This window comes from Flavobacterium sp. (assembly GCF_044377315.1).
Lineage (GTDB): Bacteria > Bacteroidota > Bacteroidia > Flavobacteriales > Flavobacteriaceae > Flavobacterium.
In genome coordinates, this window is the sequence record NZ_JBILJG010000017.1 from 24,951 (window position 1) to 41,706 (window position 16,756).

General features: G+C 32.4%; 16 protein-coding genes, 2 tRNA genes and 1 pseudogene. 8 read left to right on the forward strand and 11 right to left on the reverse strand.

Annotated features, from left to right (window positions below):
* Positions 1–106 precede the first annotated feature (106 nt).
* From ACIQ66_RS06870 to ACIQ66_RS06880, 3 genes and pseudogenes are all read left to right on the forward strand, one after another.
* Positions 107–340, forward strand: a pseudogene (locus tag ACIQ66_RS06870) (HNH endonuclease); the annotation flags it as partial.
* A gap of 58 nt (positions 341–398) precedes the next feature.
* Positions 399–524, forward strand: coding sequence for a hypothetical protein (locus ACIQ66_RS06875; RefSeq protein WP_396212088.1), 126 nt, complete (start codon positions 399–401; stop codon positions 522–524).
* 24 nt (positions 525–548) lie between these two features.
* Complete coding sequence (locus ACIQ66_RS06880; RefSeq protein WP_396212055.1) at positions 549–788, forward strand: hypothetical protein; 240 nt, start codon at positions 549–551, stop codon at positions 786–788.
* A gap of 217 nt (positions 789–1,005) precedes the next feature.
* On the opposite strand, the gene ACIQ66_RS06885 is transcribed toward ACIQ66_RS06880, so the two are convergent.
* Positions 1,006–1,087 (reverse strand) — tRNA-Leu (locus tag ACIQ66_RS06885).
* Positions 1,088–1,243: 156 nt separating this feature from the next.
* Between ACIQ66_RS06885 and ACIQ66_RS06890 the strand changes: the two genes are divergently transcribed.
* Positions 1,244–2,632 carry a dipeptidase gene (locus tag ACIQ66_RS06890; protein WP_396212056.1) on the forward strand — a complete coding sequence of 463 codons (1,389 nt, stop codon included), beginning with the start codon at positions 1,244–1,246 and terminating at the stop codon, positions 2,630–2,632.
* 256 nt (positions 2,633–2,888) lie between these two features.
* Positions 2,889–3,068 carry a hypothetical protein gene (locus ACIQ66_RS06895; protein WP_396212057.1) on the forward strand — a complete coding sequence of 60 codons (180 nt, stop codon included), beginning with the start codon at positions 2,889–2,891 and terminating at the stop codon, positions 3,066–3,068.
* Between the two features lie 37 nt (positions 3,069–3,105).
* Here the strand turns inward: ACIQ66_RS06895 and rodA are convergent, their stop codons facing one another.
* The 6 genes from rodA to purH all read right to left on the reverse strand — a co-directional run bounded on the left by rodA (position 3,106) and on the right by purH (position 10,345).
* On the reverse strand, positions 3,106–4,359 hold the full coding sequence (gene rodA / locus ACIQ66_RS06900; protein WP_396212058.1) for a rod shape-determining protein RodA: 1,254 nt from the start codon (positions 4,357–4,359) through the stop codon (positions 3,106–3,108).
* A gap of 16 nt (positions 4,360–4,375) precedes the next feature.
* A complete protein-coding gene (gene mrdA, locus ACIQ66_RS06905; protein ID WP_396212059.1) occupies positions 4,376–6,331 on the reverse strand; it encodes a penicillin-binding protein 2 in 1,956 nt (651 codons plus the stop codon).
* Complete coding sequence (locus ACIQ66_RS06910) at positions 6,328–6,834, reverse strand: rod shape-determining protein MreD (protein ID WP_396212061.1); 507 nt, start codon at positions 6,832–6,834, stop codon at positions 6,328–6,330. Before ACIQ66_RS06910 ends, mrdA begins: the two co-directional genes overlap by 4 nt.
* Complete coding sequence (mreC, locus tag ACIQ66_RS06915; RefSeq protein ID WP_396212062.1) at positions 6,827–7,648, reverse strand: rod shape-determining protein MreC; 822 nt, start codon at positions 7,646–7,648, stop codon at positions 6,827–6,829. Before mreC ends, ACIQ66_RS06910 begins: the two co-directional genes overlap by 8 nt.
* An 82-nt stretch (positions 7,649–7,730) precedes the next feature.
* The gene (locus ACIQ66_RS06920; protein WP_396212063.1) at positions 7,731–8,759 is read right to left on the reverse strand and encodes a rod shape-determining protein; all 1,029 of its coding nucleotides are present in this window, start codon (positions 8,757–8,759) and stop codon (positions 7,731–7,733) included.
* A gap of 53 nt (positions 8,760–8,812) precedes the next feature.
* Positions 8,813–10,345 carry a bifunctional phosphoribosylaminoimidazolecarboxamide formyltransferase/IMP cyclohydrolase gene (gene purH, locus ACIQ66_RS06925; RefSeq protein WP_396212064.1) on the reverse strand — a complete coding sequence of 511 codons (1,533 nt, stop codon included), beginning with the start codon at positions 10,343–10,345 and terminating at the stop codon, positions 8,813–8,815.
* A gap of 163 nt (positions 10,346–10,508) precedes the next feature.
* Between purH and ACIQ66_RS06930 the strand changes: the two genes are divergently transcribed.
* Positions 10,509–11,756, forward strand: a complete 1,248-nt coding sequence (locus ACIQ66_RS06930; RefSeq protein WP_396212065.1) for an ABC transporter permease — start codon at positions 10,509–10,511, stop codon at positions 11,754–11,756.
* 391 nt (positions 11,757–12,147) lie between these two features.
* Here ACIQ66_RS06930 and ACIQ66_RS06935 read toward each other — a convergent pair whose 3' ends face one another.
* The 3 genes from ACIQ66_RS06935 to ACIQ66_RS06945 all read right to left on the reverse strand — a co-directional run bounded on the left by ACIQ66_RS06935 (position 12,148) and on the right by ACIQ66_RS06945 (position 14,618).
* On the reverse strand, positions 12,148–12,792 hold the full coding sequence (locus ACIQ66_RS06935) for an HD domain-containing protein (protein WP_396212066.1): 645 nt from the start codon (positions 12,790–12,792) through the stop codon (positions 12,148–12,150).
* A 97-nt stretch (positions 12,793–12,889) separates the two neighbouring features.
* Complete coding sequence (locus tag ACIQ66_RS06940; protein ID WP_396212067.1) at positions 12,890–13,495, reverse strand: 50S ribosomal protein L25/general stress protein Ctc; 606 nt, start codon at positions 13,493–13,495, stop codon at positions 12,890–12,892.
* A 181-nt stretch (positions 13,496–13,676) separates the two neighbouring features.
* Positions 13,677–14,618, reverse strand: coding sequence for a ribose-phosphate pyrophosphokinase (locus ACIQ66_RS06945; protein ID WP_396212068.1), 942 nt, complete (start codon positions 14,616–14,618; stop codon positions 13,677–13,679).
* A 267-nt stretch (positions 14,619–14,885) separates the two neighbouring features.
* Here ACIQ66_RS06945 and ACIQ66_RS06950 point away from each other — a divergent pair.
* Positions 14,886–14,965 (forward strand) — tRNA-Leu (locus ACIQ66_RS06950).
* Between the two features lie 51 nt (positions 14,966–15,016).
* Here ACIQ66_RS06950 and ACIQ66_RS06955 read toward each other — a convergent pair.
* The gene (locus ACIQ66_RS06955) at positions 15,017–15,253 is read right to left on the reverse strand and encodes a helix-turn-helix domain-containing protein (protein ID WP_396212069.1); all 237 of its coding nucleotides are present in this window, start codon (positions 15,251–15,253) and stop codon (positions 15,017–15,019) included.
* A 109-nt stretch (positions 15,254–15,362) separates the two neighbouring features.
* On the opposite strand from ACIQ66_RS06955, the gene ACIQ66_RS06960 reads away from it, so the two are divergent.
* Positions 15,363–16,409: a LamG-like jellyroll fold domain-containing protein gene (locus ACIQ66_RS06960; protein WP_396212070.1), complete on the forward strand. Its 1,047-nt coding sequence runs from the start codon at positions 15,363–15,365 to the stop codon at positions 16,407–16,409.
* Positions 16,410–16,756: the final 347 nt, after the last annotated feature.

Consider the following 16,756-nt stretch of genomic DNA (forward strand, 5'->3'; position numbering starts at 1 on the left):
TTAATTTCATTAGATTTGCGCTGTTTTGAGTATGTTTTCATTTGGATGATAGTGCAACTCAAAATGTACAACCATCAATTTTATTTACACAGACTTAAATGTTCCGATGAAAAAAATATACTTAATCTTAACACTACTCTTATTTAGTGTTTGTTGTTTTTCACAAAGTCGATATGTTTCACAAACAACAAAAAAGATTGTTTACACAAGAGATGGTGGTATATGCCAATGTTGTGGTAGTTCTTACAGCTTAGAATATGACCATATCATTCCATTTTCTTGTGGCGGTGATAGTAATCCCTCAAATATTCAGTTGCTTTGTCGAAAATGCAACCGTAGCAAATCAAACAGTTGTTATTGTAAAGTACATGATAAAAAAGTAGGTACAAATTGCTGTGATGGAAAAGCATTCAAGAAGTCAGCAACTACATCAACCCAATGTGGAGGTACAACAAAAAAAGGTACAAGATGTAAAAAAACGACAAAAAATTCCAATGGAAGATGTCATTTACACTAATAATTAATAAATTCAAATTAAACAATCGGATATGAGTATATTATTTGCAATAGACACGAAAACAGAGGAAATAATCGTTTCAAACTCTCCAAAAGGAAGTAATGAAATAATTTTTATAGAACGAATTAGACGTCAAGACAATGAATTTTTGTTTAACGCTGTTATTACTTTAACAAGTATTACAAAGTCACCCAATTTTGATATGGCAATTTTTAAAGCAATGGATAAAGTTTGCCAGATAATGTATGATAAACATAAAGCAATTTTATAGCCCTCATGATAAAGATTAAAGGGGCTGCCAAACCGAAATGTTCGATTACTACGAAAATTCTGAAAACTAAAAATAAACTAAGTCAATCCGTTCAAGATTGGCTTTTTTATATTTGTTTACAATTTTGTTCATACAACATTATGGGGGAAATACGGGGGAAATCTTAAATAAAAAATCCTTTAACTCTTGATTTACAAGCATTAAAGGATTTTAAAAGTGCGGATAATAGGACTCGAACCTACACGCCTTGCGGCACCAGATCCTAAGTCTGGCATGTCTACCAATTTCACCATATCCGCGAATTGTGGGTGCAAATATACATAATACTTTGTAATTTCCAATTATCAAATAACAAATTCCAAAAAAAAATAAAACTTCTTTAAAAAATTGGAATTTGGAATTTAAATATTGGAATTTGTATTCGTATATTTGACATTATCATTTAACAAACTACAATGGACAACATAAAACAATACGTTCAGCAAAACAAAGAACGTTTTATTACAGAATTAATTGAATTATTAAAAATTCCTTCAGTAAGTGCCGATAGTGCTTATTCCCAAGATGTAATTGATACTGCAAATGCCGTAAAAGCTAGTTTAGAAAAAGCGGGTTGTAAACACGTAGAAATTTGCGAAACACCTGGTTATCCAATTGTTTTTGGCGAACATATTATCGACAAAAATTTGCCAACGGTTTTGGTTTACGGACATTATGATGTGCAACCGCCAGACCCGATGGAATTGTGGACTTCCCCTCCATTTGAACCTGTAATCAAAACTACCGAAATTCATCCTGAAGGCGCTATTTTTGCTCGTGGTTCATGCGATGATAAAGGTCAAATGTATATGCACGTTAAAGCTTTTGAATATATGATTGCCAATAACAATTTGCCTTGTAATGTAAAATTTATGATTGAAGGCGAAGAAGAAGTGGGTTCAAAAAGTTTGAGCTGGTTTGTAACTCAAAACCAAGAAAAATTGGCTAACGATGTGATTTTGATTTCTGACACTGGAATGATTTCTAACCAACAACCTTCAATCACAACAGGTTTACGAGGTTTAAGTTATGTAGAAGTAGAAGTTACAGGTCCAAACAGAGATTTACATTCTGGTCTTTATGGTGGTGCCGTTGCTAATCCAATCAATGTTTTGGCAAAAATGATTGCGTCGCTTCATGACGAGAATAATCATATTACAATTCCAGGGTTTTATGACAATGTAGAAGAGTTATCACTTGAGGAAAGAGCTGAAATGGCAAAAGCTCCATTTAATATAGACAACTATAAAAAGGCTTTAAACCTCAACGATATTTATGGCGAAAAAGGATATGTAACGAATGAAAGAAACTCGATTCGCCCAACATTAGACGTAAACGGAATTTGGGGTGGTTATACTGGCGAAGGTGCAAAAACAGTAATTGCAAGTCAAGCATTTGCTAAAATATCGATGCGTTTGGTTCCAAATCAAGATTGGGAAGAAATTACAGAATTATTCACCAAACACTTTGAAAGCATTGCTCCTTCTGGCGTTACGGTAAAAGTAAAACCTCATCATGGTGGTCAAGGTTATGTAACACCAATTGACAGCATCGGTTATCAAGCGGCTAACAAAGCCTACACCGAAACATTTGGAGTTCCTGCAATTCCAGTTCGTTCTGGCGGAAGTATCCCTATTGTAGCCTTGTTTGAAAAAGAACTAAAATCAAAAACAATCTTAATGGGATTTGGTTTAGATAGTGATGCTATTCACTCGCCAAATGAACATTTTGGGATTTTTAATTACTTAAAAGGTATTGAAACCATTCCTTTGTTTTATAAGTATTTTGTGGAAATGAGTAAATAGATTTTAACCACGAAGACACGAAGAAAACAAAAAGTCCACAAGGAAATATAATCCGCTTACTCTTAATTGATTGAGCGGATTTTTTATTTGGGCGTTACCTTGTTGCACAACACTATTTTAAATAGAGAATATTGCCAGCAACAAGGTCGAGCTTTCCGTTACAATCTTTTTCTTTTTAAAGAAAAAAGAAAAAGGATTTTCTCTTCAATCTCTAACGCGAAAAATCACTAGTTTAGTAACAGCTAACTTTTTCAAAATGAAATCTATACTTTTTAGAATCATTTTGCTACTGTTTTTATTTACTATCAATAGTTGCAAAGTCAATCAAACCAGAGACAAAGTCAAAGTTGGTCGTTGGATTTACAGCGATACAGTAAATAATATTTCATACAAAACCACAGGAAGATACAAAAATGGAATTGAAAAAAAACGTTGATTCTATTATACAAATAACAAAATCACAAAAAAGAAAACTACCATTCGTTTACTTTGTTGGCATCCATTTTAAGGAATATAAAAAGTAAGATTGTAAAGCCCCAAAGACCAGAACCGCCATAAGAAAAGAATGGTAATGGCACGCCAATAGTTGGAAAAATTCCAAGAACCATTGCTATATTCACAAAGAAATGAACGAATAAAATAGAGGCGACGCTATAACCATATATTCTACTAAACTTGGTTTTCTGTCTTTCAGAAAGGTAAATTATCCTAAAAAACAATGCTAAATAAAGTCCGATTACAAGCAACGACCCAAAAAACCCCCATTCTTCACCAACTGTTGTAAATATATAATCGGTATGTTGTTCTGGAACAAAACCACCTTTTGTTTGCGTTCCTTCGAGATAACCTTTGCCAAATAATCCGCCAGAACCAATTGCGATTTTTGATTGATTTACGTTATACCCAACACCTTTATCATCTACCTTTTTACCTAAAAGAATATTAAAACGATCTCGATGGTGTTGCTTTAAAACATTGTCAAAAACATAACTTGTAGAATAACTAAAAGTTGTAACCATTGCTAAAGTTACAATACTTATGACCAAATTTCTATCGGCTATTCGGCTACGATAATAGATAAATACCAAAATTAGAAATGTTAGTATTACAATATAAATTGAGTTCATTACCAAACTCAAAACGAAGATTATTATAGTAAAAAGTCCTATCCATAAATAACTTGATGGTAAACCTTCTCTATGTAATACAAAAATTAAAATTGTATATATCAAAGCGCTACCTGGATCATGTGGCACAATAAATAAAATTGGTAGAAATATTAACCCTAAAGCAATAATCTGATGATTTAAGTTTTTCAAATTAACTTGTACATCACTCAAATATTTAGCTAGAGCCAAACTTGTCGCTGCCTTAGCAAATTCTGATGGCTGTAATCCGAATGAACCGAATGAATACCAGTTGGTTTGACCTTTCACCTCTTTTCCGAAAACAAAAAGACCCGCAATTGCCAAAACACCAATTATATATATTACAAAAGAAAATTTCTCGTAAAACTTACTATCTATAGATAATACAATTATGATTAGTGGAATTGTTAAGGCAATGATTAATAACTGTTTTCCGTATTCTTGTGATAAATCAAAAATGGAAGTTTCTACTTCTGGTAATGAAGAAGAATATATATTAAGCCAACCCAAAATGACCATAACGATGTAGATGCTTACAATCATCCAATCAATATTGCTACTTACACTTTGGTTCTTCATTGTTTAAAAAAATAAATTAATTTGTTGTTGTTTTTACAGTATCAATGCTTTGTTTTATAGTTTTTTCAATTTTTTCTTCTTTGGCTTTTTCAACTTCTAAAATTTTTATTTCTTTTAAAAGTGTAGAATCGTTTGGTTTTTTTACAAATCGATTATATTCCGCCATTAAAGTTCTTTCTAAAGTTCTTGTTTCTAAATCTTTACGCGTTATTTTTCCTTTTAGATATTTTTCAATCATCAAACTTGCTATTGGTCCAGCAATAGTTGCGCCATATCCTCCATTTTCTACAAAAACGGCTAAAGCAATTTTAGGGTTATCTTTAGGAGCAAAAGCCACAAAAATAGAATGATCTTTAAGTTTTACCCTTTTCCCATAAACTCTTGTGTAATTTTCGGCAGTTCCTGTTTTACCACAAATATCAATGCCTTCGACCTTAAGATGGTATGCAGTTCCTTTATTATACACATCGAACAATCCTTGTATTACAGGTTTGTAATGCCTTCTATCAATTGTTGTTTGATGTTTTGTCGTAAACTTTTTATCAATCTTTCTACCTTTAATTTTTTTAACGATATGAGGTGTATAATAATAACCTTGATTGGCAACCGCAGCCATCATGTTAGCCAATTGGATAGGCGTTGTCAATACTTCACCTTGACCAATAGAATTTGAAACTATAGCTGTTGCTGTCCAACCACCGTTAGGATACATTTTTTTATAAGTTTTAGAAGTAGGTGCTTTTCCTTTTCTGCCAGTTGGTAAGTCATATCCCATAAAATTCCCTAAACCAAAACTTTTAACATGTTTAGCCCAAATATCAACAGAAGCTCCAGGATCTTTATATTTACTAATTGTTTTAAGGTAAACATTCCCAAAATAGGCATTACAAGAACGATACAATCCGTTATTAAGTTGGTGAGGTCCAGAACCACCATGACATTTCATAAAGCGTCCTCTACCATAACTAAATCCATGAAAACAAAAAAATGTTGTTTGTTCGTCTATAACTTTTTCTTGAAGACCAACTAAACCTGTAATAATTTTAAAAGGTGAGCCTGGCGGATATTCAGCTAATAATCCTCTGTCATAAAGTGGTTTTGATAAAGAATCATTGTACAAATTTGTATAATTTCTTGATCGTTGTCTTCCTACTAAGATGGCAGGGTCATAAGACGGCGCTGTAACCAATGCAAGAATTTCTCCTGATTTTGGTTCTATAGCTACAATTCCACCGCGTTTATTTATCATTAACTCTTCACCATATTTTTGTAATGTAGCATCTATGGTTAAAGTTATGTCTTCTCCATTTTTAGAAATAGTATCAAATTCTCCTTGTTTATAAGCGCCAATATCTTTGTTATACTTATTTTTTTGGCGGTACTTTACACCTTTTATTCCTCTTAGAATTTCTTCATAACTTTCTTCAACACCTTGCTTCCCTATCAAATCGCCACTTTTGTAGTATTCATTGGCATCGATTATTTTTTGATTTACTTGCGCTATCGAACCAAAAATATTAGCTCCTACATGCACTTGGTAATCTCGTAAATTACGTTTAACGATTTCAAATCCAGAAAATTTTCTCATTTTTTCTTGAAGAGCGGCATACTCCATCTTGTTTAATTGGGATAAAAAAACAGATGGTAATCTAGGACTATAATTGATGGCTCTTTTTAATTGTTTATCAAATAATTCTTTTGGAATTTTTAATAATTTACAAAACTCTAAAGTATCTATTTTTTTTATTTCTCTTGGGATAACCATTATATCATAAGACGGCTGATTGGCCACAAGAAGTTTACCATTTCTATCATAAATATAACCACGTTCTGGATAATCGTAAATGATTTTGATAGCATTGTTTTCAGACTTTAAACGCAACGTATCATCAATAACTTGAAGATAAAAAAGCCTCAAAACTATAATAACAGTTGTTATTATGATAATGGTCGGAAGCACTGACTTTCTCATCGTCTATTAGGTTTCACTAAATAAATGATTAAAATACTTAACAAAATCGTAAAAACAGAACTGATAGCTGTTTTTATTAAAATCTCAAAAATATAACTTAAAGCAAAATATTCAAGTAAAAATAAAACAAAATGATGTAATAGCACAGCAATCAATATAAATGAAAAACGTTGAGGCGTTAAAACATCATTTATCTTAACTGTTTGATATTCATAACTTAAACCAAAAGAAAATTTAAAAATAGAAGGTCTAAAAAAGGCAAGAATCAAACTCGCTGCTGCATGAACACCCCCTGAATTAGAAAACATATCAACTGCTAATCCTAATAAAAAACTAGCTACCAAAAGTCCCGTTTTATTACTGTTTGCAGGATATAATAGTATAAATAAAATATACGGATACGGATTAATATAACCCAAAAAGTTAATGTTGTTGAATAGCAAAATTTGAAGTGCTATCAACAAAATGAAACGAACAATATTTATTAGTAAAGCACTATTCATCTTGTTTCTTTTCGAGGTTAAGAATCTCTTGAGTATCCCTATTTTTGATTATATAAACATGACCAAGATTTGTCATATCGTTAAACAACCTTACATTTATAGTGTAATAATTGTTTTCATTGTTTATAAAAACTTTGTCAATAGTCCCAATATTAATATTCTCAGGAAAAATAACTGAATGACCGCCTGTTACAATAGTATCGCCTTTTCTAACGGAAGCCAATCTAGGAACATCTATTAACTGAACATAACCTGCATTTTTTCCATTCCAAATGAGTGAACCAAAGTGATTGGATTTTTTTACTTTGGCATTTATTTGCGATTTGACATTCAATACACTAGCAACTGTTGCATACTTTTTGGAAGTTCTATCAATAATTCCGACAATTCCATCACTATTGATAACACCCATATCTTGTTTCACGCCATCCAATGAACCAGAGTTAATGGTAAGATAATTTTCGCGAGTATTGTATGTGTTATTGATAACTTTAGACACAATAATATTTGAACTAGGAATACCTTGAGCATCTACTACAATAGGGGTTTGAGTCGAATCAACTTTGTTGAATAATAGTATTCTAAGTCGGGCATTCTCTTCGGCTAATTTTTCGTTTTCAGTTTTTAAATTAAAATATTCATCAACAGAATTTACTTGCTCATATACACTACCCGTAACATAATTGGCTGAACTAATAACTTCACTTCGATGATAAGAATGCGATTGAATAGTAAGCGTTAATGAAATACCCAAAAGCAGCAAAAACAGCAATCGATAGCTGTTTTTAAAAATAAATATAAATATTTGCTGCATCTTTTTAAAATGTATAAAATCTCAAATTCCAAATTTCAAAAAAAAATCATTTAATGGAATTTGAGATTGGATAATTGGAATTTTATTTAATTAATATGCTTCTAAACTTAGGAATATTTTTCAACGTCATTCCTGTTCCACGAACAACAGCTCGTAATGGATCTTCTGCAATATAAACAGGTAAATCTGTTTTTTGAGAAATACGTTTATCTAATCCTCTTAGCATCGAACCACCACCTGCAAGATAGATACCTGTATTGTAAATATCAGCTGCTAATTCTGGAGGTGTTTGCGATAAAGTTTCCATAACAGCATCTTCAATACGTTGAATAGATTTGTCCAATGCTTTTGCAATTTCTCTATAAGAAACATCAACTTGTTTTGGCTTACCAGTTAACAAGTCACGTCCTTGAACCGACATTTCTTCTGGTGGAGAATCTAGCTCTTCTAAAGCTGCTCCAACTGTAATTTTTATTTTCTCGGCAGTACTTTCTCCCACAAATAAATTGTGTTGTGTGCGCATGTAGTAAATAATATCATTGGTAAAAACATCACCAGCAATTTTAACAGATTTATCACATACAATACCACCAAGTGCAATTACAGCGATTTCTGTCGTTCCACCACCAATATCCACAATCATATTTCCTTTTGGTTGCATAATATCGATACCAATACCTATTGCTGCTGCCATTGGTTCGTGAATTAAGTAAACTTCTTTTCCGTTTACACGCTCACAAGATTCTTTTACCGCACGCATTTCAACTTCGGTAATTCCAGATGGAATACAAACAACCATCCTAAGTGCTGGCGTAAACATTTTTTTCTTTAATGCTGGAATGCTCTTAATGAACATACTGATCATTTTTTCTGAAGCATCAAAGTCGGCAATTACTCCATCTTTCAATGGCCTAATTGTTTTTATATTTTCATGGGTTTTTCCTTGCATCATGTTGGCTTCTTTACCAACAGCAATTATTTTACCTGTAACTCTATCGCGAGCTACAATAGATGGACTGTCAATAACAACCTTGTCATTATGTATAATCAACGTATTTGCGGTACCAAGGTCAATTGCAATATCCTCGGTCATGAAATCAAAAAATCCCATAGTTATTTATATTTTTAAAAGTAGTTTGTTTTTAACATGCAAAGTTAAACAAATTAATGTTTAAAATGACGTGTTCCTGTAAATACCATTGCAACTTTATTTTCATTGCAATAATTTATACTTAATTCGTCTTTTATTGAGCCACCTGGCTGAATAACAGCGGTTACTCCAGCGTGTTTAGCTATCTCTACACAATCAGGAAATGGAAAAAAAGCATCGCTTGCCATTACCGCTCCATTCAAATCAAATCCAAATGTATTGGCTTTTTCTATTGCTTGTTTCAAAGCATCTACTCTTGATGTTTGTCCGGTTCCTGAGGAAATCAAGGTATTATTTTTGGCTAAAATTATTGTATTTGACTTTGTGTTTTTACAAATTTTTGAAGCAAAAAGTAAATCTTCAACTTCTTGAGAACTAGGCTCCAGCATAGTAACGGTTTTTAACCCATCTTTAGTATCGGTAACATTATTTCTATCTTGAACCAATGTTCCATTTAGGCAAGTTCTAACATTTGTTTGTGGCAAACTCACTTCTTTTTGAACCAAAATAATTCTGTTTTTCTTTTCAGACAAAATAGAGATTGCTTTTTCGTCATAGCTTGGTGCAATTACCACTTCACAAAAAAGGGCGTTAATTTCGATTGCAGTAGCTTCGTCAATTTTGCCATTAGCTATAAGAACTCCTCCAAATGCTGAAGTTGGATCACCTGCTAATGCTGTTAAATAAGCTTCTTTCATTGAGTTTCTAGTGGCTAATCCGCAGGCATTATTGTGTTTTAAAATAGCAAATGTTGGTTGGTTGGTTTTAAATTCTAAAATCAAATTTACGGCAGCATCAACATCTAACAAATTGTTATAAGACAGCTCTTTTCCGTGTAACTTGGTGAACATAGCTTCAAAATCGCCAAAGAAAAAGCCTCGTTGATGTGGGTTTTCTCCATAACGCAATACTTGACCCTTTTGTTCACTTATTTTCAAAACAGTTTCCTGATGATTTTTATTGAAATAATTGAAAATTGCCGAATCATAATGCGAAGAAACATTGAAAGCTTTGGTTGCTAATTGTCTTCGTTGTTCCAAAGTTGTAGTTCCGTTTCCTTCTGTAATTAGCTGCAAAAACATTTCATATTCATTTACAGATGGAACGATTATAGTATCTTTAAAGTTTTTGGCTGCGGCACGAATTAACGAAATTCCACCAATATCAATTTTTTCGATACTATCGCTTTCGTTTGCTCCAGAAGCAACTGTTTTTTCAAATGGATATAAATCAACAATTACAACATCTATTTGCGGAATATTGAATTCTTGCATTTGCTCAACATCAGTTGAATTATCTTGACGGTTTAAAATGCCCCCGAAAATCTTTGGGTGCAACGTTTTTACTCTACCACCAAAAATTTCTGGAAATGAAGTAATATCTTCTACTGGAACAACTGGAATTCCTAAATTTTTGATAAATTCTTCTGTTCCGCCTGTTGAATAAAGTGTTACATTTTGTTCGTGTAATTTTCGAACGATTGGTTCTAATCCGTCTTTAGAAAAAACCGAAAGTAAGGCCGATGTAATTGTTTTTGTTGTGTTCATTGTGTAGTTAAAATTTTGATGTACAAAAGTAGTTTTTTTGAAGCTACTATTCAATATCTTTTTGTAACAAAATAGTCAAAATCAATACCTATTAGGAATAAAATATTTTATTAGGTTTTTGAAGAAAATTTACAGAATTTTACAGTAACATAAATCACCCTTTATGCTTTTATATATCCGATTGTTAAAAGAAAGTTTCAGTTTTGCAATGAACGCGTTGCGAACTAACAAATTGCGCACCTTACTTTCGCTACTTGGCGTTACAATTGGAATATTTTCAATTATAGCTGTGCTTGCGGCGGTTGATTCATTGGATAGAAAAATTAAAAAAAACTTGAGTAGTTTAGATAAAAACACTATTTATCTAACAAGTCGTTCTTTCGGCCCAACCGATGTTCCAAGATGGAAACGCGAACAATTTCCTTCTGTAAATTATGAAGAATACCAAACATTGAAAAATTCTTTGCCCGATGCCGAAGAAATGGCTTTTCAGTTTTTTGTAGGTCGCGAATCGGCAAAATATGACTCAAAAACGGTTAGCGATATAGAAGTTGTTCCTGTTTCACACGAGTTTACAACCATTCAACAATTAGATTTTGCAAAAGGACGGTTTTATAACGAATCCGAATCAAATTCGGGTGCAACGGTAGCAGTTATTGGAGATGAGATTGCCAATGTTCTTTTTGAAAATACCGATCCAATTGGAAAACAAATTCGTTTGTATGGAAAACGTTTTACGGTTATTGGAATCTTGAAAAAAGAAGGTTCAAGTATGTTTGAAAGCAATGATAGTTCTATTTTTATCCCTGTCAATTTTATCCGAATTGCTTTTGGTGAAAACAATGATACTATGTTATCTGTAATTGTTATAAAACCAAAAAGCGGCATCGATATGGAGGCATTTAAAGCCGATATTTCTCAAAAATTAAGAACTTTTAGAGGTGTAAAAACCAGTGAGATTGACAATTTTTTTATCAATGTTTTTTCAGGATTTACCGATATGATTGATATGATTGTGGCCCAAATGAAAATGGGCGGCTGGATGATAGCAGGATTTTCATTATTAGTAGGCGGTTTTGGAATTGCAAATATCATGTTTGTTTCGGTAAAAGAAAGAACAAATCTCATCGGAATACAAAAATCATTGGGTGCTAAAAATCGTTTTATCCTTTTTCAATTTTTATTTGAAGCCATAATTCTCTGTATAATTGGCGGATTGATAGGATTGTTCTTTGTGTGGATAATTGCCATGATTCTGACCAAATTAATTGACTTTGAATTTGTTTTAAGCGCTGGAAACATTATTCTCGGCACAAGTCTAGCCGCATTTATCGGATTGCTTTCTGGAATTTTACCCGCTATAACAGCTTCAAAATTAGATCCTGTGGAAGCTATTAGAAGTGGGATGTAATGATAAAATATATTCGTTTTAAATTTTCTTCACTTCAGCATCACAATTAATATGGTAATTTATTTTTAGGCAATCAGATTATTATAGTTCTAATACATTTAGACAAGTCTTACCATTTGTACAAAAACAGACTACTTTGTGCAAAACGAAAGAAAAACAAACACCAAATGGCTTACGGGGTTATTATAGACTTATGAATATATAAAATTGGTAAAAATAGCATTGGAGTTGATTTAGTTATGCCTTAATTTATTTTTTGAATTGGTTTTTCTACTTTAAATTTGGGACAATTTTTTCAAATTTTACTTTTTCATCACAAGTTTTTGATAATTTGAAAATAAAATAGAGAATTATCAAAGTATGTTTTTAATTTTAAAAAAATAAAGAGAATTTACTTCTCACCATCCCATTCTGCATAAAACTGAGACAGGAAAAGTTCCATGAAACGATGGCGTTCTTGTGCTATTTTTTTGCCCGTTTTAGTATTCATTTTGTCTTTTAGCAAAAGTAATTTTTCGTAAAAATGGTTGATGGTTGGAGCTTCACTATTTTTGTATTCTTCTTTCGTCATTTTGAGTTGAGGAGCAATTTCGGGATTGTAAAGTTGGCGGTTTTTAAATCCACCATAATTGAAAGTTCGGGCAATTCCTATAGCGCCAATGGCATCTAATCTGTCGGCGTCTTGTACAATTTCTAATTCTTTTGAAGTGAATTTTTTTTCAAAATTTCCGCCTTTGAAAGAAATATTTTCGATAATTGCCACAACATGATTAATGGTTTTTTGCGAAATATTTTGTTGTTCTAGAAAGGTTCTAGCGGTTTTTGGACCAATACTTTCGTCGCCATCATTAAATTTACTATCCGCAATATCGTGAAGTAAAGCTGCTAGTTTTACAACTTCCAAATCACATTCTTCCTCATTTGCGATTAGCAGAGAATTTCTATAAACACGCTCAATATGAAACCAATCGTGCCCTGCTTCAGCATTTTGAAGTTTGTTTTTTACAAAAAGAATCGTGTTGTCAATTACCGACATTATAAATTTTTTAATGGGTTATAAAAGTAAATCAAAATAGGGTATAAAAAAAACATCCCGCAAATTACGGGATGTTTAGTTGAATTAATAAAATGAATTATTTTTTCTTTTTTGCTCCACCTTTTTCTGCTTTTGCAGCTTCTTGAGCAGCTTTCATCGCAGCACGTGAAATCTTCACTTGACAAACTACTGTATTGTCTGGGTGCATTAATTTAAAATTGTTTACAGGCAATTTAGTTACATATAACTTATTACCCATTTGAAGTTCAGAAATGTTAGCTTCAACAAAATCAGGAAGATTTTTAGGCAAAGCTTTTACTTTTAATCTACGTTGATTTAAGTTTAAAACACCTCCTAAAAGTACCCCTGGAGATGTTCCAGTAATTTTAACAGGAACTTCCATGATGATTTCTTTGTCATCTTTCAATTCGAAGAAGTCAATGTGTAAAATCTTGTCAGATACAGGATGAACCTGGATATCTTGCAAAATTGCATTGAATTTTTTACCACCCAAATCTATCACAACTGTGTGTGCGTTTGGAGTGTAAACCAAGTTTTTAAATTCTTTTTCTTCTGCTGAAAAATGAACTGGTTGATTTCCTCCGTAAATAACGCAAGGAACCGCTCCAGCATTACGTACCGCTTTGGTTGCTACCTTGCCCACGCTTTCTCTTTCTGATCCTTTAATTGTAATCGATTTCATTGTAAAAATTTTATATAGTTAATTATTAAACTCTTGTTATTAAGTGATTAGTAACTAGTGATTAGTAATTTAGCTAATCTTTTAGTACAATCAATTTCTTTGTTTTTGATTTCTATTTTTGGTAAAGCTTATTGCCTTATTTTGGCTATTTACTAATTACTAAAAACTAATCACTTGTTAATTACATCAAAAACTTACCGCTTATAGAATTGTTGTGTTGTACCATGTTCATAACTTCTGCAAAAAGAGGCGCACAACTCACCACTTTTATTTTTTTAGATTCTTTCTTTAAAGGAATTGAATCGGTTACTATCAACTCGCTTAATTTAGAATTTTCAATTTTTTCATAAGCATCACCCGATAAAATGGCGTGTGTACAAATTGCTCTTACACTTAACGCTCCTTTTTCTATCATTAGATCAGCCGCTTTCGCCAATGTTCCTCCAGTGTCAATCATGTCATCTACCAGCACAACATTTCTTCCTTTTACTTCGCCTATCAACTCCATCGAACCAATAACATTAGCAGCTTTTCTTTGTTTGTAACAAATTACCACATCAGATTCTAAAAACTTAGAATACGCATAAGCTCTTTTAGAACCACCCATATCTGGCGATGCAATAGTTAAATTCTCAAGATTTAAACTTTTTACATACGGCAAAAATATGGTTGAGGCAAACAAGTGATCAACAGGTTGTTCAAAAAAACCTTGAATTTGATCTGCATGTAAGTCCATTGTCATTATTCTTGTTGCGCCTGCTGTTTCTAGCAATTTTGCAATAAGTTTTGCTCCAATTGGAACCCTTGGTTTGTCTTTTCTATCTTGTCTTGCGTAACCAAAATATGGAATTACGGGAGTTATATGTCTTGCAGATGCTCTTTTTGCAGCATCAATCATTAATAAAAGCTCCATCAAATTGTCTGCACTTGGAAAAGTGGAACAAACAATAAAAACGCGTAATCCTCTAATTGATTCCTCAAAAGAAGGTTGAAACTCACCATCACTAAATTTAGAGAACGTAACTTTACCTAGCTGAACACCATAGTTTTTGGCTATTTGTTCGGCTAAATGTACACTTTGCGAACACGCAAAAATCTTTGCTTCTGGTTCTAGATGCGACATTTTATTTTTTGTTTAATTTCGATAGTTTATAAACATAGACTTAAGAAAATCTAAATTATATAAATATCTCGAATGTAGTTAGTTAGTTGTGTGTCGTTTTACCGAGGTGCAAATTTAGAAATAAAATTCAAGTTTGAAAGGATATTTCTCAGTAATTTTTTAGAAAATGAAATATTATTTTTTACATTTGCACCGTGTTAAAGGATAAAGTGATTTTTTCATTTCTTTATCGCGTTGAAATAGCATTTGTTATTTCTAGTCTGCTAAGCCCGGATGGCGGAATTGGTAGACGCGCTGGTCTCAAACACCTGTGGGAAACCGTGCCGGTTCGACTCCGGCTCCGGGTACGAAAGCTCTTCTGAAAGGAAGGGCTTTTTTGTTTTTTTTAACAGTTGATTTTATAAATCGATTTCTGATAATAGTTCTGACATCTTAACACCCAATGCGGAACAAATTTTTGAGAAGATATTAATAGAGAAGTTTTGTTTGCCTTTAAGAATTCTTCGGATGCTTTTCTCGTCAATATCACAAGCAGATGCAAACTCCAAGTTACTAGTAAAACTGGCTTTTGCTCTACCATTGATTAACTTACCTAGCTGTATTAATTGTTCTTCTGACATGGGCCAAAATTCCATTAATACAATTGCATAACATCGGCATATATGCCGATTAAATAAAAAAAGATTATATTTGCAAAAACATTTAATGTTTTTTTTGGATACTAAATACTTAAAATTTAACAAAATGAGAAAAATAATACTTTTATTAGCGGTGGGTGTCGCTTTAACTACCCAAACACTTTTTGCTCAAGTCCCTTCTTATGTTCCTACAAATGGACTTGTTGGTTATTGGCCGTTTAGTGGCAATGCCAATGATGCTAGCGGCAATGGAAACAATGGAACTGTAAACGGAGCAACATTGACGACAGATAGATTCGGTAGTATAAATAATTCATACCAGTTTATTGAAAATACTGATATGATAAGTATTACAAATACAACTATTAATCCTCAAGATTTCACTATAAGTGGATGGTGCAAATTAAATTCTCCTTTTGTTTACACAACATTTAGTATATTGGAAATAGCAAACTTAGATTATATAACCCCAGGAGGAATAGGGCTTCACATGACACAAAACGATGGTATATTTGGCAATGGAAACTATAAAGTTTATGGATTCTCAAGTAACAATGCACAAGTGGATTCTGCCATTTTATCATACAACTTTGCTTCAAATTGGAATCATTTTGTATTAGTAAAGCATAATGGAATAATTCAACTTTTTATTAACAGTCTATTAATTGCGACTAGTCCCGCAACCCAAATAACAGATTTTACTAACTCTTGGCTTCAGATAGGAAGCAGACAAAATATAAACAACAATCCTCTAAGTTCAAGAAATATTGACGACGTAGGTGTTTGGAACCGAGCACTTACACAACAAGAAATAACCAATTTATACAATTCAGCTAATTCAAATGAATGTTTAACTCTGGTAATCAATACAGGTGCTTTAAGTACAAATCCCGTAACTTACACCAGTACTGTAAATATTTATCCCAACCCAGCTAATGACCAAATCACTATTGATTGTGGTAATCTTGCTAACGTAGTGGGTTGGAATATTAAAATCACAAACATGCTTGGTCAAGAAGTATTTAATCAACCTATGAACACGCAGCAATATGTAGTGCCATTAAATTCATGGACGGGTCAAGGTATGTATTTCGTTAAAATCAGCAATGCTCAAAACGAGGTCGTGAACATTAAAAAGATTATATTGCAATAAGTTTAGTTAAGTTATAATTGAGCCACAGGAAACTGTGGCTTTTTTGTTAGCAGTATATAAGCGTAGTGTAATCGTTTTAAATCTACTATAAAATGGTTCGACAACTTAATAGTGAAGGGTACTTTATGAAACCGTAACTTAATAGTTGCGGTTTTTTTTATAAATATCACAGGAGTCAAACAGGATCAATACTAAAACCTGTGTCCTTATACAACCTTAAAATAATTAACTAAAAATAAAACAATGTTATAAATACTGCAGTAACAATTCTAATTGGTTGGAAAATAGCAATAAAAACCTAAGCGCTCATAAAGGATTGATTTTTCATTATAAAAGAAGAATTCAAT